Annotated in this window: 19 protein-coding genes; 7 read left to right on the forward strand and 12 right to left on the reverse strand. The window is 60.8% G+C overall.

The window, feature by feature from the left end; translation table 11 throughout:
- Positions 1-13: 13 nt before the first annotated feature.
- Positions 14-439: a DUF4399 domain-containing protein gene (locus E3Z29_RS00660; protein ID WP_134784903.1), complete on the reverse strand. Its 426-nt coding sequence runs from the start codon at positions 437-439 to the stop codon at positions 14-16.
- Between the two features lie 135 nt (positions 440-574).
- On the opposite strand from E3Z29_RS00660, the gene E3Z29_RS00665 reads away from it, so the two are divergent.
- A complete protein-coding gene (locus tag E3Z29_RS00665) occupies positions 575-1138 on the forward strand; it encodes a transporter substrate-binding domain-containing protein (protein WP_134784904.1) in 564 nt (187 codons plus the stop codon).
- 223 nt (positions 1139-1361) lie between these two features.
- Here the strand turns inward: E3Z29_RS00665 and E3Z29_RS00670 are convergent, their stop codons facing one another.
- Positions 1362-1847: a DUF523 domain-containing protein gene (locus E3Z29_RS00670; protein WP_134784905.1), complete on the reverse strand. Its 486-nt coding sequence runs from the start codon at positions 1845-1847 to the stop codon at positions 1362-1364.
- A 1-nt stretch (position 1848) separates the two neighbouring features.
- Entirely contained in the window at positions 1849-2481 is a 633-nt protein-coding gene (locus E3Z29_RS00675) for a 2OG-Fe(II) oxygenase (protein WP_103369653.1), read from the reverse strand.
- Between the two features lie 108 nt (positions 2482-2589).
- Here E3Z29_RS00675 and E3Z29_RS00680 point away from each other — a divergent pair, with 108 nt between their 5' ends.
- Positions 2590-3342, forward strand: coding sequence for a DUF2059 domain-containing protein (locus tag E3Z29_RS00680; protein ID WP_097088904.1), 753 nt, complete (start codon positions 2590-2592; stop codon positions 3340-3342).
- Positions 3343-3445: 103 nt separating this feature from the next.
- On the opposite strand, the gene E3Z29_RS00685 is transcribed toward E3Z29_RS00680, so the two are convergent.
- On the reverse strand, positions 3446-4393 hold the full coding sequence (locus tag E3Z29_RS00685; RefSeq protein WP_134784906.1) for an alpha/beta hydrolase: 948 nt from the start codon (positions 4391-4393) through the stop codon (positions 3446-3448).
- A 99-nt stretch (positions 4394-4492) separates the two neighbouring features.
- Between E3Z29_RS00685 and E3Z29_RS00690 the strand changes: the two genes are divergently transcribed.
- Positions 4493-5071, forward strand: a complete 579-nt coding sequence (locus E3Z29_RS00690) for a DUF6436 domain-containing protein (protein WP_003229233.1) — start codon at positions 4493-4495, stop codon at positions 5069-5071.
- A 102-nt stretch (positions 5072-5173) separates the two neighbouring features.
- The gene (locus E3Z29_RS00695) at positions 5174-7585 is read left to right on the forward strand and encodes a penicillin acylase family protein (RefSeq protein ID WP_134784907.1); all 2412 of its coding nucleotides are present in this window, start codon (positions 5174-5176) and stop codon (positions 7583-7585) included.
- A 114-nt stretch (positions 7586-7699) separates the two neighbouring features.
- Here the strand turns inward: E3Z29_RS00695 and E3Z29_RS00700 are convergent, their stop codons facing one another.
- Positions 7700-8665 (reverse strand): GlxA family transcriptional regulator, encoded by a 966-nt coding sequence (locus E3Z29_RS00700; protein ID WP_134784908.1) that lies wholly within the window; start codon positions 8663-8665, stop codon positions 7700-7702.
- 315 nt (positions 8666-8980) lie between these two features.
- Here E3Z29_RS00700 and E3Z29_RS00705 point away from each other — a divergent pair, with 315 nt between their 5' ends.
- On the forward strand, positions 8981-9622 hold the full coding sequence (locus E3Z29_RS00705) for an HD domain-containing protein (RefSeq protein WP_134784909.1): 642 nt from the start codon (positions 8981-8983) through the stop codon (positions 9620-9622).
- Positions 9623-9812: 190 nt separating this feature from the next.
- Here E3Z29_RS00705 and E3Z29_RS00710 read toward each other — a convergent pair whose 3' ends face one another.
- From E3Z29_RS00710 to E3Z29_RS00740, 7 genes are all read right to left on the reverse strand, one after another.
- Entirely contained in the window at positions 9813-10703 is an 891-nt protein-coding gene (locus tag E3Z29_RS00710) for an ABC transporter permease subunit (protein WP_027610518.1), read from the reverse strand.
- Positions 10700-11581 carry an ABC transporter permease subunit gene (locus E3Z29_RS00715; RefSeq protein WP_171061891.1) on the reverse strand — a complete coding sequence of 294 codons (882 nt, stop codon included), beginning with the start codon at positions 11579-11581 and terminating at the stop codon, positions 10700-10702. Before E3Z29_RS00715 ends, E3Z29_RS00710 begins: the two co-directional genes overlap by 4 nt.
- Before the next feature lie 35 nt (positions 11582-11616).
- Positions 11617-12759 carry an ABC transporter ATP-binding protein gene (locus E3Z29_RS00720; RefSeq protein ID WP_003229245.1) on the reverse strand — a complete coding sequence of 381 codons (1143 nt, stop codon included), beginning with the start codon at positions 12757-12759 and terminating at the stop codon, positions 11617-11619.
- 67 nt (positions 12760-12826) lie between these two features.
- The gene (locus E3Z29_RS00725) at positions 12827-13924 is read right to left on the reverse strand and encodes a polyamine ABC transporter substrate-binding protein (RefSeq protein ID WP_098966145.1); all 1098 of its coding nucleotides are present in this window, start codon (positions 13922-13924) and stop codon (positions 12827-12829) included.
- A gap of 187 nt (positions 13925-14111) precedes the next feature.
- Positions 14112-15221 carry a polyamine ABC transporter substrate-binding protein gene (locus tag E3Z29_RS00730; protein ID WP_098966147.1) on the reverse strand — a complete coding sequence of 370 codons (1110 nt, stop codon included), beginning with the start codon at positions 15219-15221 and terminating at the stop codon, positions 14112-14114.
- A gap of 171 nt (positions 15222-15392) precedes the next feature.
- Positions 15393-16757, reverse strand: a complete 1365-nt coding sequence (locus E3Z29_RS00735) for an aspartate aminotransferase family protein (RefSeq protein WP_134784910.1) — start codon at positions 16755-16757, stop codon at positions 15393-15395.
- A 56-nt stretch (positions 16758-16813) separates the two neighbouring features.
- A complete protein-coding gene (locus E3Z29_RS00740; RefSeq protein WP_003229252.1) occupies positions 16814-18172 on the reverse strand; it encodes a glutamine synthetase family protein in 1359 nt (452 codons plus the stop codon).
- Positions 18173-18902: 730 nt separating this feature from the next.
- Between E3Z29_RS00740 and E3Z29_RS00745 the strand changes: the two genes are divergently transcribed.
- Positions 18903-20279 (forward strand): glutamine synthetase family protein, encoded by a 1377-nt coding sequence (locus tag E3Z29_RS00745; RefSeq protein WP_003229254.1) that lies wholly within the window; start codon positions 18903-18905, stop codon positions 20277-20279.
- A 267-nt stretch (positions 20280-20546) separates the two neighbouring features.
- Positions 20547-21179: a TetR/AcrR family transcriptional regulator gene (locus tag E3Z29_RS00750; protein WP_098966151.1), complete on the forward strand. Its 633-nt coding sequence runs from the start codon at positions 20547-20549 to the stop codon at positions 21177-21179.
- Positions 21180-21230 lie beyond the last annotated feature (51 nt).

Raw genomic sequence — 21230 nt, forward strand, 5'->3', positions numbered from 1 at the left:
GCGTGCGAAAACGTCATTCGACGTTGACGGTGATCTTTTTCGAGACGATCGGCGGATCGAACGCCATGTGGCCGCTGTCACCCAGCTCCAGTTGCAAGGTGTGCTTGCCCGGAGCCAGTTTGATCGTGGCCTCGGTCTGTGCCTTGCCGAAGTGCATGTGGTTGGCGTCGGTCGGCACGACGGAACCGGCCGGAACGATTTCCTTGGCATCAATCAGCAGGTGGTGGTGACCGGTGTTCTTGGTGACGTCACCGGCCGGTGCCAGCGCAACGTCCTTGACCCCGAACTTGACCTTGAACTCCTGAGAAACCGTGGCCCCGTCTTCGGGAGAAACGATGAACACTTCGGCGCCTTTGGGTGCCGGGGTCGCTGCACTGGCCAGCATTGAAACACCCATCAACAGGCCAGCCAAGGCTGCTCGTGACATAAACGTTTTCATTCTCTTCTCCAGTTTTTCCGTAAAATCCGCGCGGTCATGACAACTTCATGACCATTCGTTGTCGAAGGCACTCGACAACCATAGCAAAGCGAGCCTGACTCAGAGCATCGCAATAATGATTTCAAAGGAGTGACCATGCGCTTTCTGCCTGGCCTGATCTGCCTGCTACCCCTTCTGAGCCCTCTGGCTCACGCCGAACTGATTGATGACGTCAACGACCGTGGCGAGTTGCGCATTGCCCTTGAGGCTAATACACCGCCCTTCAATTTCAAGGATGGCGACACACTCACGGGGTTCGAGGTCGAGCTAGGGCAACTGCTGGCCAACGAGCTGGATGTACGCGCCGACTTCATCGTCACCGACGAAGCCGACCTGCTCCAGGGCGTTGAAAGCGGCAAGTACGACGTTGCGCTCAACCACATAGCACTGACACCTGAACTCAAGGATCGTTTCGACGTCAGCGAGCCTTACGGCAAGGTCGATTCGCAGCTGCTGGCGAAGAAGGATGAGCAGCCGCGACCGATGGTGCTGGTACAGGCGCTGACCGAGGAGAAGCCGAAGACGGCGGTGCCGGTGGAGCTGGCGATTCCGTTTCAGAAGGGTAATCCGGCGTTTCAGGCCAGTCTTGCGAGCGCGATGGAGCGGATCAAGGCAGATGGGCGATTGGCGGCGTTGTCCGAGAAGTGGTTTAAACCTTAAAAGCCCCTCACCCTAGCCCTCTCCCGGAGGGAGAGGGGACTGAATGGGGAATGTTGCAGAAATACGCCGACCTGAAATGGATGTATCGATCCGAAATCGACTGGCCATTGCTTTGCCGAATCCACAATCGCCAAGGTCTTTCAGGTCGATGGACAGCGCCAGACACCTCGGTCGGCCCCCTCTCCCCTTGGGAGAGGGCTGGGGTGAGGGCAACAATTGCGGATCAGTCCAAAGCAGCCAGGGCCAGTGCGGCTTGTGGCAGTTCGAGTTCACTGAAGACTTCAACCCCATGGCGTTTAAGCAGCGCCGCCGTAACGCCTTCTCCCGAGACCTTCACCCCACTGAACGTCCCGTCATAGGTCAGCAAATTCCCGCAAGAAGGACTGTTGGCCTTGAGCACCGCCACGCGGATGTCATGCTTTTGCACCAGCGCCAGCGCTTGCCGCGCACCATCGAGAAACTGCGCGCTGACGTCCTCGCCCTCGCTGGTGATCACCGCCGCCTGGCCATCGAGCACTTCCGCGCCCTGCCCGCCCGGGATCTCCGCCGCTGCCCGCGGGGTCGGCAAACCGCCAGCCACTTCTGGACACAGCGGTACCACGCGGCCCTCGGCGATCCACTGTTTGAGCAGATCGAACGGCCCGCTGGCCCCGCCGTCGTAACGCACGCGGTGGCCCAACAGGCAGCGGCTGACCAGAATCTTCTGCATATCAGAACGGCTCGTTGCCACGACGGCGGAACCAGCCCGTCAACGACAGGCGTTCGCGGTGCGCCGGCAGCACTTCATGGGGCACCTCACCGGAGAGGAACACCACCAGACAGCCGCCGGTGGGTTGCACGTCGTGGACCCGGTCTTCGTCCAGATACATGCGCAACTGACCGCCGTCTTCCGGCAGCCACGCGTCATTGAGATAGACCACCGCCGAAACCATGCGCCGGTCATCGTCGCGAAAACGGTCGACGTGCTTGCGGTAAAACGCGCCCGGCGGATACAGGGCGAAGTGGCACTCGAAATCCTCGAGCCCGAGGAACAGCCCGCGATTGAGCGCCTCGCGCAGGCTTTCCATCAGGTTCAGATAACGGTCGCTGGCCTCGGCCTGGCCCGGGTCGATCCACTGGATGTGGTCGCCACGAATACCCTCGCGAATCTCTGAAAACGGCCCACGGCCTACCGCTGCCGGCGCCAGTTCACCCTCGGCCTCACGTTTGCGGCACTCGGCCGCCAGCTCGCGGGTCAAACCTGCGGGCAGGAAAATGTTCTGCTGCGACCAGCCGTGTTCGGCCAGGTCGTCGACGATGCGTAACAGCAGCGGGTGTTCAGAGGATATTTGCATGGCGCGCATAGTATGCCGGCGGCAGGAAATCCGACAGAGCCACGCAGCGGCTTGCTACGAATTCTCGACAAGTCCCGGCACCGCACGGAGAATAGTCCGCTGCTGACAGGAGTCCCTATGCGCCGTTTGCTTTTTTCACTGTTGATGTTCTGCGTTTTGCCCGCCTGGGCGGACGGCCACGATCAGCTGTACAAGATCGCCGGCTGGCCAGATCAACGTGCGCATTTCAATGATGCCCTGAGTGCCGCGCAGCAGCGCTACCAGAACAACCTGCCGCCGGCGGTGTTTCAAGCCCTGGTCAACAACAGCAACCAGCGCTTCGCTCCCCAGGCCATGGATCAGCGTGCCGAAGCGCAACTGCGCCAGCACCTTGCCGATCCACAACCGGCACTGACCTTCTTTCAATCGCCGCTGGGCAAGAAAATCGTCGCCGCTGAATTGCTCGCCACCCGTCGCGATCAACTGGCGAAGAACGCCAAGGGCCTGCCGAAGATGCAGGCCAGCGACAGCCGCCTGCTGATCATCGGCCATCTGGCCCAGGCCCTGCCCGCCCGCGAGGCCGGCGCGGAAGTCAGCCTGGCGATTGCCGGGGTGGCGGCGGACAGTTTGAGCTCGATGATCCCCGGCTTGCTCGGCGGCGGTCAGGCGCAAGGCATGTTGAACGGCCAGCGCCAGCGCCTGATGGAGCAGATCGGCGCCGATTTGAACAACACGCTGCTCTACGTTTATCGCGATCTGTCGGATGACGAACTGGAGCAGTTCGCGACCTTCGCCGAGTCCAGCGAGGGCAAGGCGTATTACCAGGCGGCGCTGGCGGCGATTCGGGCGGGGTTGGCGGTGGGGCAAAGCTCCTCGAACCTTGGCCAGTAATCTTTATTGCCTGACCGGCCGCCTTCGCGAGCAAGCCCGCTCCCACAGGTGATCGCGGTTTCATGTGGGAGCGGGCTTGCTCGCGAAGAGGCCCTTACAAACACTATAAATTTCTGCCCCTGATCCGCTTGTTCAGAAACTCGAAATACTCCTCGCGCATTTCCAGCGTCTCATTCGCCAGATGATGCCGCGCCTCCGGCAGCAGCAGAATCTGCGGCCGGTCGAACTTCCACTTCAGCACCTGCAAGTTGTGCTGCCAGTCCACGGTCATGTCCGCCTGCCCCTGAATGATCAGCGGCCGTCGCGGACTTTTTTTCGCGTGTTCCACACGGATGATCCAGCGCGACAGCGCACCGACCCACGCCGTCGGCAAGCGTTTGGGCTGCAACGGATCGGTCTGCAGAAACGGCAGGAAATCCGGGTCGTTGGAGTTCTCGCTGAAGCGCCGGGCGATGCCCCGCACGAAAGGCCTCAGCAGGTAATAACTGAGCTGCGACCAGCCCCAGGCGCGCGGACGCACCAGCGGCGCCAGCAGAATCAACTGGCCCTGCGCCGGACTGTTCTCGCCATGGTTGAGCACATGATCGACGACGATCGCGCCGCCAGTGCTTTGTCCGCACAGATGCCAGGGTTGCGGCAGGGCAATCGAACTGGCTTCAGCGAACAACGCCTGCAACGTGTCCTGATATTCGGAGAAGTCGCGGATGCTCGCCCGCGGTCCACTCGACAAACCATGGCCCGGCAAGTCGCAGGCGATGACGGCAAAATCCTGATCCAGCGCCCACTCGATCACATGCCGATACAGCCCGGTGTGATCGTAAAAACCGTGCAGCAGAAACAGCGTGCCCTTGACCTTCTCCGGCCACCAGCAATGGCTGACCAGCTCATAACCGTCCACCTCGAACCGGCCCATGCCGCGCCAGACATCGCGCTCGGGAAAGTCGGTCTGATAGAACCGCTGATACGCCTTGGCCTCGTCCGACAACGGCTGCCACTGGGCCAAAGGCTTGAGGCTGGCGCGTAAATGATCGGCATCGAAAGTGTCAGGCATGCGGGTATTCCAAAGCGGTAAACAGACTTTATCGGCCTGCGATATTCATCTGTTGCGGCAAGCATGGCAAGCTAGCCCCCCTTCGAGGATCGAAAAACCATGCGCTCGCCCTACCGCACCGCACTGTTTGCCAGCCTGCTCGCGCTTGTGTGTGCCGGGGTGCTGTGGGCGGCGTACGACTGGTTTCAGGGGCGCTATCTGCGTGCGTTCAGTCAGCACACCGCGGTGTTTTCCGGGGATCCGTTGCGCCTGCCGGATGAACTGGCCGGCCCCGGCAAAATCCGTCTCGTGCATTTCTGGGACCCGGCCTGCCCATGCAACGTCGGCAATCAACAGCACTTGACCGAGATGGTCGAGCAGTACGGCACGCGCGGTGTGGAATTCTTCGCCGTGCAGCGCGCCGGCTCCCACGGTCAGTTGCCCACCACCCTGAGCAACCTGAAAACCATCGCGGTGCTGCCCGGCTCCGAGCAGATCCCGGCCAGCCCCGCCGTGGCGATCTGGGACCGCAGCGGCAAACTGGCGTACTTCGGCCCGTACAGCGAAGGGCTGACCTGCAATTCCAGCAACAGTTTTATCGAACCGATCCTCAATGCCCTCACGCAAGACCGCCCGGTCAACGCCACGCACACCCTGGCGGTCGGGTGTTATTGCCCGTGGCCGGTGGTGGCGCAGTAAGGCATTCCGGACTTTTCGAGGACAGCGATGCACGGCACGGAAGGTCTGTGCTAATTGTTTGCAGCCCGACGGGCGGCAATCCCGCATGCACAAGGAGTCACCATGAAACGCGTTTTCACCGTTCTTGCCTTGCTCATCGTTGTCCTGCTCGCCGGTGTCGGCGGGTACGTCTATAGCAAGCAACCGACGCGTCAGGGCCAGGTGAAGCTGCGCAATCTGCAGGGTTCGGTGACCGTGCGTTACGACGAACGCGGGGTGCCGCATATTCGTGCCGAGAACGAAACCGATCTGTATCGCGCCCTCGGCTACGTGCACGCTCAAGACCGGTTGTTCCAGATGGAAGCCATGCGCCGCCTCGCGCGCGGCGAGCTGGCCGAAGTGCTCGGGCCGAAGCTGCTCGACACCGACAAACTGTTTCGCAGCCTGCGCATCCGTGAACGCGCTGCCAGCTATGTCGCCAGTCTCGATAAGCAGTCCCCGGCGTGGAAGGCCCTGCAAGCCTATCTGGACGGCATCAACCAATATCAGGACAGCCACGTCGCGCCGGTGGAGTTCGACGTGCTGGGCATTCCCAAGCGGCCGTTCACGGCGGAGGACAGCATCAGCGTCGCCGGTTATATGGCCTACAGCTTCGCCGCCGCGTTTCGTACCGAACCGCTGCTGACCTACGTGCGCGATCAACTCGGCGCCGATTACCTCAACGTCTTCGACCTCGACTGGCAGCCCAAAGGCGTGCTCGCCAAAGATCACGCCAATAAGACCCCGGCCCTCGCCGCCGGCGACTGGAAAGACCTCAATGCCCTCGCCCGCCTCAGCGAGCAGGCGCTCATTGAAAACGGCCTGCCGCAATTCGAAGGCAGCAATGCCTTGGTGATCGCCGGCAGCCGTAGCCAGAGCGGCAAACCGCTACTGGCCGGTGATCCGCATATTCGCTTCTCGGTGCCGTCGGTGTGGTACGAGGCGCAACTGTCGGCACCGGGCTTTGAGCTCTACGGCCATCATCAGGCGCTGGTGCCGTTCGCATTCCTGGGGCACAACCTGGATTTCGGCTGGAGCCTGACCATGTTCCAGAATGACGATCTGGATCTGATCGCCGAGAAGGTCAACCCGGACAACCCGAATCAGGTCTGGTACCACGGCCAGTGGACCGATCTGGTCAGCACCGAGCAGCAGATCGCGGTGAAGGGCCAGGCGCCGGTGATGCTGACCTTGCGTCAGTCGCCCCACGGCCCGATCGTCAACGACGCCCTCGGCACTGCCGCCGGTAAAACGCCGATCGCCATGTGGTGGGCGTTCCTCGAAACACCAAACCCGATCCTCGAAGGTTTCTACCAGCTCAACCGCGCCGACACCCTGACCAAGGCCCGTGCGGCGGCGGCCAAGGTGCAGGCGCCGGGGCTGAACATCGTCTACGCCAACGCCAAGGGTGACATCGCCTGGTGGGCCTCGGCGCTGTTGCCCAAACGTCCGGCGGGCGTGCGCCCGGAGTTCATTCTCGACGGCAGCGGCAATCAGGCGGACAAGGACGGCTACTACCCGTTCAGCGCCAACCCGCAGGAAGAGAACCCGGCACGCGGCTACATCGTCTCGGCCAACTTCCAGCCGCTGTCGCCCACCGGCATGGAGATTCCCGGTTACTACAACCTCGCCGATCGCGGCCAGCAGCTCAACCGCCAGCTCAGCGACAAGAATCTGAAGTGGAGCAACGAGGCCAACCAGAAGCTGCAACTGGGCACCACCACCGCCTACGGCCCGCGCACCCTGGCGCCGTTGCTGCCGGTGTTGCGTGAAGTGGTGAGTGATCCAGCGCAACTGAAACTGGTCGAGCAATTGGCGCAGTGGCCGGGCGACTATCCGCTGGATTCGGTCAGCGCCACGCTGTTCAACCAGTTTCTCTACGACCTCGCCGATGCGGCGATGCGCGATGAGCTGGGCAACGACTTCTTCGAAACGCTGCTCTCGACCCGGGTGATCGATGCCGCCCTGCCGCGCCTGGCGGCGAATGCGGACTCGCCGTGGTGGGACAACCGCAACACGCCGAACAAGGAGACTCGCGCCGACGTCGTCAAAGCGGCGTGGCAGGCGAGCATGGCGCACCTGAAACAGACCCTCGGCGACAACCCGTCCGACTGGCAATGGGGCACGGCGCACACCCTGACCCACGGTCATCCGTTGGGTCAGCAGAAGCCGCTGGACCGGATCGTCAATGTCGGGCCGTTCGCTGCGCCGGGCAGTCACGAAGTTCCGAACAATCTCTCGGCCAAGCTCGGCCCGGCGCCGTGGCCGGTGACCTATGGACCTTCGACGCGGCGCCTGGTGGACTTCGCCGACCCGGCGCACAGCCTGACCATCAACCCGGTCGGCCAGAGCGGTGTGCCATCCGACAGCCACTATGACGATCAGGCCGAAGAGTACGTCGAGGGGATGTATGTGCAGGCGCATTTCAGCGAGGAAGAGGTGACGGCCAATACCCGTAGTACCTTGAAGCTGTTGCCGGCGCGGGCTGCCCAATAGTTCTCGGTTAGCCGGACGGGCCCTATCGCGAGCAGGCTCACTCCTACAGGGGAACGCATTCCAATTGTAGGAGTGAGCCTGCTCGCGATGGGGCCCGCCAACTCAACACATCTCTCAGAGCATCAACGCAAAATTCAGCCGAAACTGCTGCGGTGTCACCCCCAATCGACGGTTGAACACACTGCGCATGTGCTGCGCATCGCGAAACCCGCACTGATAGGCCACGGTCTTCAGCGGTGCCGTGGTGCTTTCCAGCAGCCCCCGCGCCGCATCCACTCGCGCACTTTCGACGAACTCTGCCGGGGTGACCCGAGCCTCACGGGCGAACACCCGGGAGAAATTGCGCGCACTCATGTTCGCCGCGTTCGCCAGATCGGCAATCGTCAGATCGCCGGTGAGGTTGGCCAGCACATACAACTGCACCATCGCCACCGCTGACGTCGACTCCGCATGCGGTGTGAGGAACGGGCTGAACTGCGATTGCCCGCCGGAGCGCTGGGTGAACACCACCAGTCGCTTGGCCACACTCAGCGCCACTTCAGCGCCGTGATCGCGGGCCAACAGGTACAACGACAGATCGATCCCGGCGGTGACCCCGGCTGAGGTATAGAGCGCACCGTCCTCGACATACAGGCGGTCGGCCTCGACTTGGGTCGATGGACACAACTGAGCCAAGGCTTCGGCATCGTTCCAGTGGGTGGTCACGGTGCGCCCTTCGAGCAACCCCGCCCGCCCCAGCATGAACGCGCCGTTGCAGCTCGAGCCAAAGCGCCGCGCACGGGTGCAGGCCTCGCGCAGCCAGGTGTCGAAGCTTTTACCGAAATCCATGAACGGCAACTGCGGGCCGCCGGCGACGAGCAGCAGGTCCCAAGCGTCGAGCGCTTCGCTGAAGTGCCGGTGAGCACTGAGGTTCAACCCGTTGGAGCAGGCCATCGGCCCGCGTTCGAGGCCGATCACCTCCAGTTGATAGTGATCCTCGGGCGGCAGAAACCGGTTGGCCTCGGCGAACACATCCATCGGCCCGCTGACATCCAGCGCCTGCACGCCGGGAAATACCACGATGGCGATGGTTTTGTTCATAAGCCTCCAATGTCCTCAATGCCTGTGGCAAACACAAATCCCTGTGGGAGCGGGCTTGCTCGCGAAAGGGCCCTTACATTCAACTTATCTGTTGAATGACACACCGCTTTCGCGAGCAAGCCCGCTCCCACATGGGCCGTGCCTGCCTTGTTGATTGAGCCAACCCTAGCCAATCCAGGTTCAACAAGCGAGGTTGGCACGATTTGCAGGTCGATTGGCAAGGATCGCAGCCATGCGTTGATTGTCCGTTTAGTGCCTCGGGGAACAGACTTTGCCCATCAGCGCCACGACGGCGTTTTCGATGAGGATACCTTCATGAGCACGACCATTGCCGGCATCAAGATCCCCGACAGCGCCCTCGCCCGGGCCACCACCGAGTACATTCGCGACATCGAATCCGACCTGCTCTACCACCACTCGCGCCGGGTGTTTCTGTTCGGCGCATTGAGCGGCGAGCGCCAGCAACTGGCCTACAACCCGGAGCTGCTGTACGTCGGCGCGATGTTCCACGACCTCGGTCTGGTCGAGGGCTATCGCAGTGCCGACGAGCGCTTCGAAGTGGATGGCGCCAACGCGGCCGCGGCGTTTCTCAAACCGTACGGACTGAGCAATGACGACATCGAGCAAGTCTGGCTGTCGATTGCCCTGCACACCACGCCGGGCGTGCCCAAACATCTGCGGCCGACCGTGGCGCTGGTGACGGCAGGTGTCGAGATGGACGTGTTGGGCATGGATTACGCGGCGTTCAGCAGCACCCAGCGCGAGGCGGTGGTGCATGCGCATCCACGCGGGGAAGGTTTCAAGGAATGCATCATCTGCGCGTTTGCCGACGGCTTGCGCCATCGTCCGCAGACCACGTTCGGCAATGTGAAGACCGATGTGCTGGTGGATCAGGAGCCGGGGTTCAAGCCGATGAATTTTGTTGAGGTCATCCGCCAATCTCCCTGGACTGCCTAATACCAACTGTGGGGGTGTGCCCTGTGGTGAGGGGATTTATCCCCGATGGACTGCGTAGCAGTCCCTTTCTTTTTGAATCAAGAGAGGGGGCCCCTTCGCAACCCATCGGGGATAAATCCCCTCGCCACAAAAGCCCGCTCCCACATTTGGATTTGGGTTGGCCTTGAGAAAGTGGCCAACCCGATATGGCTTAAGCCGCTTCCGGCGCAGGCGCGCGGCGCACGTCCGGTTGCTTCCACGAATCGGCGGCGCCTTCTTCGATGGCTTGCTGGATGGCTTTCTTGCGCGCTTCTTCGGCGCGGCGGCTGAAGAACCACACCATGAACGTCACGATCGACACCGCCAGCAGAATCAGGCTGGCCACGGCGTTGATCTCAGGCTTCACGCCCAGACGCACCGCGGAAAACACTTCCATCGGCAGCGTGGTCGAACCCGGGCCGGAAACGAAGCTTGCCAGCACCAGATCGTCCAGCGACAGGGCGAACGACATCATGCCGCCCGCTGCCAAGGACGGCGCGATCATCGGGATGGTGATCAGGAAGAACACCTTCCACGGCCGCGCCCCCAGATCCATCGCCGCTTCTTCGATCGACAGGTCCAGCTCACGCAGACGCGCCGACACCACCACCGCCACATACGCTGCACAGAACGTGGTGTGGGCGATCCAGATGGTGACGATGCCACGTTCCTGCGGCCAGCCGATCATCTGCGCCATGGCCACGAACAGCAGCAACAGCGACAGACCGGTGATCACTTCCGGCATCACCAGCGGCGCGGTGACCAGGCCACCGAACAGCGTACGGCCCTTGAAGTGGGTGATGCGGGTCAGCACGAAGGCGGCCAGCGTACCCAGCGCCACCGCGGCAACGGCGGTATAGCAGGCGATTTCCAGGGAGCGCACCACCGAGCCCATCAGTTGGGTGTTGTCGAGCAGGCCGACGTACCACTTGATCGACCAGCCGCCCCACACCGTCACCAGTTTCGAGGCGTTGAACGAGTAGATCACCAGGATCAGCATCGGCAGGTAGATGAACAGCAGACCCAGTACCAGCATCAGGCTGGAGAAACGGATGCGTTTCATTCTTTGCCCTCCATTTCCTTGGCCTGACTGCGGTTGAACAGGATGATCGGCACAATCAGGATCGCCAGCATCACCACCGCCAGGGCGGACGCCACCGGCCAGTCACGGTTGTTGAAGAACTCTTGCCAAAGCACTTTACCGATCATCAGGGTTTCCGGGCCGCCAAGCAGTTCCGGGATCACGAACTCGCCGACCACCGGGATGAACACCAGCATGCAGCCGGCAATGATCCCGTTCTTGGACAGTGGAATGGTGATTTTCCAGAAGCTGTTGAAGGTGCTCGAACCGAGGTCGGAAGCGGCTTCCAGCAGGCTCTGATCGTGCTTCACCAGGTTGGCGTACAGCGGCAGGATCATGAACGGAAGGTACGAATAAACCACGCCGATATAGACCGCCAGGTTGGTGTTGAGGATCTGCAGCGGCTCGTCGATAAAGCCCATGCTCATCAGGAAACCGTTGAGCAGGCCGTTGTTGCTGAGGATGCCCATCCACGCGTAAACGCGGATCAGGATCGCAGTCCAGGTCGGCATCATGATCAGCAGCACCAGCACCGTCTGCAGCTCTTTGCGCGCACTCGCGATGGCGTAGGCCATCGGGTAGCCGATCAGCAGGCACAGCAGCGTGCTGAAGAACGCCATCTTCAGCGAGCCGAGGTAGGCGGCGATGTACAACTCGTCGTCGCCCAGCATCGCGTAGTTGCCCAGGTTCAGCAGCAGTTGCAGCTTCTGCTCGGCGAAGGTGTAGATCTCGGTATACGGCGGGATGGCCACGTCGGCTTCAGCGAAGCTGATCTTCAGGACGATGAAGAACGGCAGCATGAAGAACAGGAACAGCCAGATGAACGGAACCCCGATAACCAGTTGCCGGCCATTGGGAATTATTCGGTTGAGCCGTCGTTTGAACTTGCGCATGTTCATGAGCGAAGTACCACGCCGCTGTCGTCTTCCCACCACACGTAAACCTGATCGCCCCAGGTCGGACGCTGGCCGCGACGTTCGGCGTTGGCGACAAACGACTGCACCAGCTTGCCGCTCGGCAATTCGACGTAGAACACCGAGTGGCCGCCGAGGTAGGCGATGTCATGCACCTTGCCGCTCGACCAGTTGTATTCGCAGGTCGGCATTTCAGCGGTGACCAGCAGCTTCTCCGGACGAATCGCGTAGGTCACGGACTTGTCTTGCACCGAGGTGCTGATGCCGTGGCCGACGTATATCTGCCGGTCGAGGTCCTTGCAGGTGATGGTCGCGTGGCCTTCGGCGTCGTCGATCACTTCGCCTTCGAAGATGTTCACGTTGCCGATGAATTCACAGACCAGACGGCTGGTCGGGGTTTCGTAGATGTCGATCGGGCTGCCGATCTGGGCGATCCAGCCCAGGTGCATGATCGCGATGCGCTCGGCCATGGTCATGGCTTCTTCCTGGTCGTGGGTCACCATCACGCAGGTCACGCCCACGCGCTCGATGATTTCCACCAGCTCCAGCTGCATCTGCGAACGCAGTTTCTTGTCCAGTGCGCCCATCGGCTCGTCGAGCAGCAGCAGCTTCGGCCGCTTGGCCAGCGAGCGCGCCAGTGCCACCCGCTGGCGCTGACCGCCGGACAGTTGATGCGGCTTGCGCTTGGCGTACTGGCTCATCTGCACCAGCTTGAGCATTTCGGCCACGCGCGCATCGATCTCGGCGTTGGGGATCTTGTCCTGCTTGAGGCCGAAGGCGATGTTCTGCGCCACAGTCATGTGCGGGAACAAGGCATACGACTGGAACATCATGTTGATCGGTCGCTCGTACGGCGGCATGTCGGTGATGTCGACGCCGTCGAGGAAAATGCGCCCCTCCGTGGGCCGTTCGAACCCTGCCAGCATCCGCAGCAGCGTGGATTTGCCCGATCCCGAGCCGCCGAGCAGGGCGAAGATCTCGCCTTTCTTGATTTCCAGGGACACATCGTCCACGGCAATCGTCTCGTCGAACTTCTTCGTGACCCGGTCGATTTTGACCAACACCTGCTTAGGTGTCTGGTCGCCCTCGAGGGCTTTCTTATAGGCGCCGGAGGCAACTGCCATTTACGAAACTCCCAGATAAAAACAGTGCAGTTCGCCCAACGCGGACGAACCCAGGATAGTTTGTGCCTTACTTGCCCGACTTGACCTTGGTCCAGCTACGGGTCATCAAACGCTGAATATTGGGTGGCAACTCGACCGACACGTAAGTCTTGTCGAGGACTGCTTGCGGTGGATAAACCGCTTCATCGGTGCGGATGGACTGTTCCATCAGCTTGTCCGACCCGGGGTTAGGGTTGGCGTAACCGACGTAATCACTGACCTGGGCGATCACCTCAGGTTTCAGCAAATAGTTGATGAAGGCGTGGGCCTCTTTGACGTTGGACGAATCCTTCGGAATCGCCAGCATGTCGAACCACAATGCGCCGCCCTCTTTCGGAATCGAGTAGGCGATGTTCACGCCCTTCTTGGCTTCTTCGGCACGGTGTTTGGCCTGGAAGATATCGCCGGAGAAACCGATGGCCACGCAGATGTCGCCGTTGGCCAGATCACCGATGTATTTCGACGAGTGGAAATAGGTCACGTAGGGACGCACGGCCAGCAGTTTGTCGGTGGCCTTGGCGTAGTCCTTCGGATTGGTGCTGTTGGCGTTCAGCCCCATGTAGTTGAGCACGGTCGGCATCATTTCATCGGCCGAGTCGAGGAACGCGACGCCACAGCTGTGCAGCTTCTTGATGTTCTCCGGCTCGAACAGCACGCTCCAGGAGTCGATCTTGTCGATGCCGAGCACCGCTTTGACTTTCTCGACGTTGTAGCCGATGCCGTTGGTGCCCCACAGGTACGGCACGGCGTACTGGTTGCCCGGGTCGTTCTGTTCCAGGCGCTTGAGCAGCACCGGATCGAGATTCGAGTAGTTCGGCAACTGCGACTTGTCGAGCTTCTGGAACGCGCCCGCCTTGATCTGCTTGCCGAGGAAATGGTTCGACGGCACGACCACGTCGTAACCGGTACGCCCGGCCAGCAGCTTGCCTTCCAGGGTCTCGTTGGAATCGAACACGTCGTACACCGGTTTGATCCCGGTGGCTTTCTCGAAGTCGGCCAGGGTGGTCTCGCCGATGTAATCCGACCAGTTATAAATATGCACCGTACCGGCGGCCTGGGCTCCGACAGCGATCGTCAGGCCGGCAGTGGCCAGCAGGGCTTTGCGCAAAGAAGAAAAAATAGGCAAGTGGAGGTCCTCTAAATTAGTTGGGCCCAAGTTGCCCCGCGTTACATGACAGCCATGGCTGCCCGGCAACCAAACCGGCGCGCAACTTACCCTCGAAAAACCGTTCCTGCAAAACTTCCTGTCATTTAATTGATCCGCTGGCCGCCGTCGCGGCGACGACGGCCAGTGGTTGTTGCTTCAAACCGGCTTATTTACCGGATTTGATCTTGGTCCAACTGCGGGTCAGTTCACGCTGGGTAGCGGCCGGCAAATCGGCGATCGCATACAGCTTGGCCTGCACGTCGGCTGGCGGGTAGATGCCTGGATCGGAGGTGATGTCCTTGTTCACGTACTGGGTCGCTTCGGCGTTACCGTTAGGGAAGCGCACAGCGTTGGTGATCTCGGCCATCACTTTCGGTTGCAGCAGGTAGTTCATGAACTTGTAGGCGCCGTCGATGTTTTCCGCATCTTTCGGAATCGCGACCATGTCATAGAAGCTGCCGGCACCTTCCTTCGGAATGGCATAGCTGACTTTGACCTTGTCACCGGCCTCGGCGGCACGGGATTTGGCCTGCTGCACGTCACCCGAGTAGCCGACCGCTACGCAGATGTTGCCGTTGGCCAGGTCCGAGATGTACTTGGAGGAGTGGAAGTAGGTGATCGAAGGACGAATCTTGAGGAACAGTTCCTCGGCTTTCTTGATGTCTTCTTTCTTCTGGCTGTCGGTTGGCAGGCCCAGGTAGTGCAGCGCGACCGGGAGCATTTCGGTCGGCGAGTCGAGGAAGCTCACACCGCAGCCCTTGAGCTTGGCGATGTTCTCCGGCTTGAGCAGAGTGTCCCAGGAATCGATGGTGTCGACGCCCAGTGCAGCCTTGACCTTCTCCGGGTTGTAGCCGATGCCGATCGAGCCCCACATGTACGGGAAGGCGTGCTTGTTGTCCGGGTCGCTGACCGAAACCGCCTTGAGCAGCGATTTGTTCAGGTTGCCGTAGTTGGACAGCTTGGACTTGTCCAGCTCCTGATAAACGCCCGCCTTGATCTGCTTGGCCAGGAAGTTGTTCGACGGCACAACGACGTCGTAACCGGATTTGCCCGCCAGCAGTTTGGCTTCCAGGGTTTCGTTGCTGTCGAACACGTCGTAGACGACTTTGATCCCGGACTCTTTCTCGAAGTTGGCAATGGTGTCCGGAGCGATGTAGTCGGACCAGTTGTAAACGTGCAGTACCTTGTCGTCCGCGTGAACCGCACCCGCCATCATGCCCGCGACGGACAGCGCGAGAAGAGTCTTGCCAGCAAGCTTTTTACCTAATGCCTTCATGCGTCATGCTCCAAATTTTTCTTTTTTGAACCACTTTGTTCAGCGGCCGAACCCGGACAACTGGAACCGCGGCTAGTCTGGCAAGATCGGAGGCGGTCTTTCAAGAAAAGGCCAACCTTTCTGACACCTTCGAGCGAGAGCGCCGCAGCTCCCCCGCTCGAAGCCTAGCACTTAGGCCTGCAACGCACTGAGGGTCAGGTCCAGGCATTTACGTGCCTTGGTCACCAGCTCATCGATCTCCGCCTTGCTGATCACCAGCGGCGGCGCAATGATCATGGTGTCGCCCACGGCGCGCATGATCAGGCCGTTATCGAAGCAGAACTGCCGGCAGATCATGCCCACGCCCCGACCTTCGTAACGCTTGCGAGTGGCCTTGTCCTGCACCAGCTCGATCGCCCCCAGCAGACCAACGCCGCGCACTTCGCCCACCAACGGGTGGTCGTTGAGTTCACGCAGACGTTTCTGCAAATACGGTGCCGTTTCGCTATGCGCGTTCTCGATAATTTTCTCGTCGCGCAGAATCCGGATGTTTTCCAGCCCCACCGCCGCCGCCACCGGGTGCCCGGAGTAGGTGAAGCCGTGGTTGAAATCGCCGCCCTCGTTGAGCACCTTCACCACTTCATCACGAACGATCAGGCCACCCATCGGGATGTAGCCGGAGGTCAGGCCTTTGGCGATGGTCATCATGTCCGGCTTCAGGTCGTAGAAATCCGAACCGAACCACTCGCCGGTACGGCCGAAACCGCAGATCACTTCGTCGGCGACGAACAGAATGTCGTACTTGGCGAGGATTTCCTTGATGCGCGGCCAGTAAGTCTCTGGCGGAATGATCACGCCGCCGGCGCCCTGAATCGGCTCGGCAATGAACGCACCGACGTTGTCCACGCCGACTTCGAGAATCTTCTCTTCCAGCTGATTGGCCGCCCAGATGCCGAACTCTTCCGGCGACATGTCGCCGCCCTCGGCGAACCAGTACGGCTGCGCGATGTGGACGATGCCCGGGATCGGCAAATCGCCCTGCTCGTGCATATAGGTCATGCCACCCAGGCTCGCGCCGGCCACGGTGGAACCGTGGTAACCGTTCTTGCGGCTGATGATGACTTTCTTGTTCGGCTGGCCCTTGATCGCCCAGTAATGGCGAACCATGCGCAGCATGGTGTCGTTGCCTTCGGAGCCGGAACCGGTGAAGAACACGTGGTTCATGCCTTGCGGCGCCACGTCGGCGATGGCCTTGGCCAGTTCCAGTGCCGGCGGGTGCGCAGTCTGGAAGAACAGGTTGTAGTAAGGCAGTTCGCGCATCTGCTTGGCAGCTGCGTCGGCCAGCTCATCGCGGCCATAACCGATCGCCACGCACCACAGACCCGCCATGCCATCGAGGATCTTGTTGCCCTCGCTGTCCCACAGGTACACGCCCTTGGCGTTGGTGATGATCCGTGGACCCTTCTCTTTCAGCTGCTTGAAATCGCTGAACGGGGCCAGGTGGTGATCGCTGCTCAGGGCTTGCCACTCACGGGTTTGCGGGTTGTTGCTGGTCATGCCAATTCTCCTTGTTATCGGTGAAGGCGCGGCGGCTGGCCACCGCGCCCGGCGTATCAGACGGCGAAGAGCAGGTACTCACGCTCCCAGGAACTGATCACGCGCTTGAAGTTTTCATGCTCGGCCCGCTTGACCGCGACGTAGCCGGTGATGAAGGTCTTGCCCAGGTATTTCTCGATGGTTGCGCTGTTTTCCATACGCTCCAGCGCGTCCTCGATGGTCAGCGGCAGGCGCAGGTTGCGGCGCTCGTAACCACGGCCCACGACCGGCGCGCTCGGGTTGAGGCCCTCGACCATGCCGATGTAGCCGCAGAGCAGACTCGCGGCAATCGCCAGGTAAGGGTTGGCGTCAGCGCCCGGCAGGCGGTTTTCCACACGACGGTTCTGCGGGCCGGCATCCGGGACGCGCAGGCCCACGGTGCGGTTTTCTTCGCCCCACTCCACGTTCACCGGCGCCGAAGTGTCCGGCAGGAAGCGGCGGAACGAGTTGACGTTCGGTGCGAACAGCGGGAGCAATTCCGGGATCAGTTTCTGCAGACCACCGATGTGGTGCAGGAACAGCTGGCTCATGGTCCCGTCTTCATTGGAGAACACGTTCTTGCCGGTCTCGATGTCGATGATGCTCTGGTGCAGGTGCATGGCACTGCCCGGCTCACCGGTCATCGGCTTGGCCATGAAGGTTGCGGCCACGTCATGCTTGAGCGCGGCTTCGCGCATGGTGCGCTTGAACACCAGAATCTGATCGGCCAGCGACAGTGCATCGCCGTGACGGAAGTTGATTTCCATCTGCGCCGTGCCGTCTTCGTGGATCAGCGTGTCGAGGTCCAGCTCCTGCAGTTCGCACCAGTCGTAGACGTCTTCGAACAGCGGGTCGAATTCGTTCGCCGCTTCGATCGAGAACGACTGACGACCGATTTCCGGACGGCCCGAGCGGCCGATTGGCGGCTGCAGCGGATAGTCGGGGTCGTCACTGCGCTTGGTCAGGTAGAACTCCATCTCCGGCGCCACGATCGGCTGCCAGCCCTTGTCGGAATAAAGCTTCAGGACTTTCTTGAGGACGTTGCGCGGCGACAGCTCGATCGGGTTGCCTTGCTTGTCGTAGGTGTCGTGGATCACCTGGGCGGTCGGCTCGATGGCCCATGGCACCAAGTACACGGCGTTCTGGTCGGGACGGCAGATCATGTCGATGTCGGCCGGGTCGAGCAGTTCGTAATAGATGTCGTCTTCGACGTAGTCGCCGGTCACGGTCTGCAACAGAACGCTTTCTGGCAGGCGCATGCCCTTTTCGGCGATGAACTTGTTGGTCGGCGAGATCTTGCCCCGGGTAATACCGGTCAAGTCTCCGATCATGCATTCGACTTCTGTGATCTTGTGGTCTTTCAACCAATCGGTGAGCTGGTCGAGGTTGTTACTCATAAATGCCTCTGGGCTGAGTCTCCTGACATCGTGTCAGGCAAAGTTTGACGCCGTGGCGTCGCGTTAAAGGGGGCTTGCTTGCGCGCAGTACCGGCTTACGCCTGGCACCGCGCATAGACAATGAAAGAGGAGCTTACCTGCCCTTTACGCTGGCGTTGCATTTCCTGTGCACATTCAAGGCGTGCAGAATCATGAGCACGGCTTTGGGAGCGGCACAGGCTTTGGGACTCAAAGGGATCTATATTGGAAGGAGACGCCATAAACAGGATGCTGTCCCGTGCGTCCAGAATATCGGACGTTGCCGTTGGGCCTGATGCGCACGAGAACCTCGTCGACCCGCCGCGAGCCATGCTGGCTGCATTACGGACGGATTTGTCGCCACTGATGTGATGAGCATGCAGACCGGACTGTTGCGAGCAGTCGGTGATGCCGATTAACGGCAGGCGAGACATGAAGCACCCCGGTATTATTGCTGTTATGGGTTTGGTCGGAGCTTAGCCTTGTTCATTTTTTTACACAACACCCCCGTAAAAAATACAACACGGCCTGCTCAAGCCCGCGGGTGCCAAGCGTCCCAAGGACAGAAAACTGCCCCAAAGTGCCCCATAAATGCCCTTGCAGCGCTTTTTTAGGGCAAAAAAGGCCTCGCTTGACTTCGGCAGGCCGTTCGGGTTGACTGAAACCAGAAAAGATCAATGATTGATATTTTTAACAACAAAGGTGTTGCATCATGTCGGTACCCCCGCGTGCCGTTCAGCTTAACGAAGCGAACGCGTTCCTTAAGGAACATCCTGAGGTTCTGTACGTTGACCTTCTGATTGCGGATATGAATGGTGTGGTGCGCGGCAAGCGCATCGAACGCACCAGCCTCCACAAGGTTTACGAGAAAGGCATCAACCTGCCGGCCTCCCTATTTGCTCTGGATATCAATGGCTCTACGGTGGAAAGCACCGGCCTGGGTCTGGACATCGGCGACGCCGACCGGATCTGCTATCCAATCCCCGATACCCTGTGCAACGAGCCATGGCAGAAGCGCCCTACCGCGCAACTGTTGATGACCATGCACGAACTTGAAGGCGATCCGTTCTTCGCCGATCCGCGCGAAGTGCTCCGTCAAGTTGTTGCAAAGTTTGACGAGCTGGGCTTGACCATCTGCGCAGCCTTCGAGCTGGAGTTCTACCTGATCGACCAGGAAAACGTGAACGGCCGCCCTCAGCCGCCACGCTCGCCGATCTCCGGCAAACGCCCGCACTCGACTCAGGTCTACCTGATCGACGACCTCGACGAATACGTCGACTGCCTCCAGGACATTCTGGAAGGTGCCAAAGAGCAAGGCATCCCCGCCGACGCCATCGTCAAGGAAAGTGCCCCGGCGCAGTTCGAAGTGAACCTGCACCACGTCGCCGACCCGATCAAGGCGTGCGACTACGCGGTCCTGCTCAAGCGTCTGATCAAGAACATCGCCTACGACCATGAAATGGACACCACCTTCATGGCCAAGCCGTATCCGGGCCAGGCGGGTAATGGTCTGCACGTCCATATCTCGGTGCTCGACAAAGATGGCAAGAACATCTTTGCAAGCGAGGATCCCGAGCAGAACGCCGCGCTGCGTCACGCGATCGGCGGTGTGCTCGAGACCCTGCCGGCGCAGATGGCTTTCCTCTGCCCGAACGTCAACTCGTACCGTCGCTTCGGCGCGCAGTTCTATGTACCGAACTCGCCGTGCTGGGGCCTGGATAACCGCACCGTGGCGATCCGCGTACCGACCGGCTCAGCCGATGCCGTGCGTATCGAACACCGCGTGGCCGGCGCCGACGCCAACCCGTACCTGCTGATGGCTTCGGTCCTGGCCGGTGTGCATCACGGTCTAGTGAACAAGATCGAACCGGGCGCTCCGGTCGAAGGCAATAGCTACGAGCAGAACGAACAAAGCCTGCCGAACAACTTGCGCGATGCCCTGCGCGAGCTGGACGACAGCGAGGTGATGGCCAAGTACATCGATCCGAAATACATCGATATCTTCGTCGCCTGCAAGGAAAGCGAGCTGGAGGAGTTCGAACACTCCATCTCCGACCTTGAGTACAACTGGTATCTGCATACCGTTTAAGCGGATTGCAGGAATAAAAAGCGCTGCCGGCCATTTCAGCCCGCAGCGTTTTTTTATGCCTGAACATTTTCCACTGTGGTGAGGGGATTTATCCCCGACCGGCTGCGCAGCAGTCGTAATCCCTGAGAACCGGATACTCCTGACACACCGAGGGGAATGGGTTTGGGGTCGCTTCGCAACCCATCGGGGATAAATCCCCTCGCCACAGGTCGGCAGACAACACACGGCGCGGCTCGTACAATGCCCGCTGCCCCGCAGGAGACTTCCATGACGCGTCCCGCCCCCGTTCGCAAACCCCGTGCCCGCAGCCAGGCGCGCATCGACTCGATACTCGACGCCGCGCGTACGCTGCTGGCCGCCGAGGGAGTGGCCAGTCTGTCGATCTACAGCGTCGCCGAACGCGCGCAGATTCCGCCGTCATCCGTGTATCACTTCTTCGCCAGCGTCCCGGCACTGCTCGAAGCGCTGACCGCCGACGTGCATGCGGCGTTTCGCGCCTGCCTGCAAGCGCCGATCGACCACGAGGCGCTGCGCGACTGGCGTGACCTGTCGCGGCTGGTCGAAGAGCGGATGCTGGAGATCTACGACGAAGACGCGGCGGCCCGCCAGTTGATCCTCGCCCAGCACGGCCTGACCGAAGTGACCCAGGCCGACCGCCAGCACGACATCGAACTCGGCGACCTGATGCACAAGCTGTTCGACCATCACTTCGAATTGCCGCGCCTGCCGAGCGATGTCGATGTGTTCGCACTGGCGATGGAACTGGGCGACCGCGTGTATGCGCGCTCGGTGCAGCAGCACGGGCAGATCACACCGCGCATGGCCGAGGAAGGGATGCGGGTGTTTGATGCCTATATCGGCCTGTATCTGCCGCCTTACCTGCCCAAAAGAGTTCTCTAGCGCATTCACCGGCCCCTTCGCGAGCAAGCCCGCTCCCACAGGGGAACGCAT

The organism is Pseudomonas sp. S150 (assembly GCF_004526365.1).
Classification (GTDB): Bacteria; Pseudomonadota; Gammaproteobacteria; order Pseudomonadales; family Pseudomonadaceae; genus Aquipseudomonas; species Aquipseudomonas putida_A.

Bases quoted from the DNA above. Each gene is read 5' to 3' on its own strand.
- E3Z29_RS00680 (WP_097088904.1), top strand. From the start codon at position 2,590: ATGCGCCGTTTGCTTTTTTCACTGTTGATGTTCTGCGTTTTGCCCGCC.
- E3Z29_RS00720 (WP_003229245.1), bottom strand. From the start codon at position 12,759: ATGGCAGTTGCCTCCGGCGCCTATAAGAAAGCCCTCGAGGGCGACCAG.
- E3Z29_RS00710 (WP_027610518.1), bottom strand. From the start codon at position 10,703: ATGAAACGCATCCGTTTCTCCAGCCTGATGCTGGTACTGGGTCTGCTG.
- E3Z29_RS00695 (WP_134784907.1), top strand. From the start codon at position 5,174: ATGAAACGCGTTTTCACCGTTCTTGCCTTGCTCATCGTTGTCCTGCTC.
- E3Z29_RS00665 (WP_134784904.1), top strand. From the start codon at position 575: ATGCGCTTTCTGCCTGGCCTGATCTGCCTGCTACCCCTTCTGAGCCCT.
- E3Z29_RS00705 (WP_134784909.1), top strand. From the start codon at position 8,981: ATGAGCACGACCATTGCCGGCATCAAGATCCCCGACAGCGCCCTCGCC.
- E3Z29_RS00660 (WP_134784903.1), bottom strand. From the start codon at position 439: ATGAAAACGTTTATGTCACGAGCAGCCTTGGCTGGCCTGTTGATGGGT.
- E3Z29_RS00745 (WP_003229254.1), top strand. From the start codon at position 18,903: ATGTCGGTACCCCCGCGTGCCGTTCAGCTTAACGAAGCGAACGCGTTC.
- E3Z29_RS00735 (WP_134784910.1), bottom strand. From the start codon at position 16,757: ATGACCAGCAACAACCCGCAAACCCGTGAGTGGCAAGCCCTGAGCAGC.
- E3Z29_RS00730 (WP_098966147.1), bottom strand. From the start codon at position 15,221: ATGAAGGCATTAGGTAAAAAGCTTGCTGGCAAGACTCTTCTCGCGCTG.
- E3Z29_RS00690 (WP_003229233.1), top strand. From the start codon at position 4,493: ATGCGCTCGCCCTACCGCACCGCACTGTTTGCCAGCCTGCTCGCGCTT.
- E3Z29_RS00740 (WP_003229252.1), bottom strand. From the start codon at position 18,172: ATGAGTAACAACCTCGACCAGCTCACCGATTGGTTGAAAGACCACAAG.
- E3Z29_RS00670 (WP_134784905.1), bottom strand. From the start codon at position 1,847: ATGCAGAAGATTCTGGTCAGCCGCTGCCTGTTGGGCCACCGCGTGCGT.
- E3Z29_RS00675 (WP_103369653.1), bottom strand. From the start codon at position 2,481: ATGCGCGCCATGCAAATATCCTCTGAACACCCGCTGCTGTTACGCATC.
- E3Z29_RS00685 (WP_134784906.1), bottom strand. From the start codon at position 4,393: ATGCCTGACACTTTCGATGCCGATCATTTACGCGCCAGCCTCAAGCCT.
- E3Z29_RS00700 (WP_134784908.1), bottom strand. From the start codon at position 8,665: ATGAACAAAACCATCGCCATCGTGGTATTTCCCGGCGTGCAGGCGCTG.
- E3Z29_RS00750 (WP_098966151.1), top strand. From the start codon at position 20,547: ATGACGCGTCCCGCCCCCGTTCGCAAACCCCGTGCCCGCAGCCAGGCG.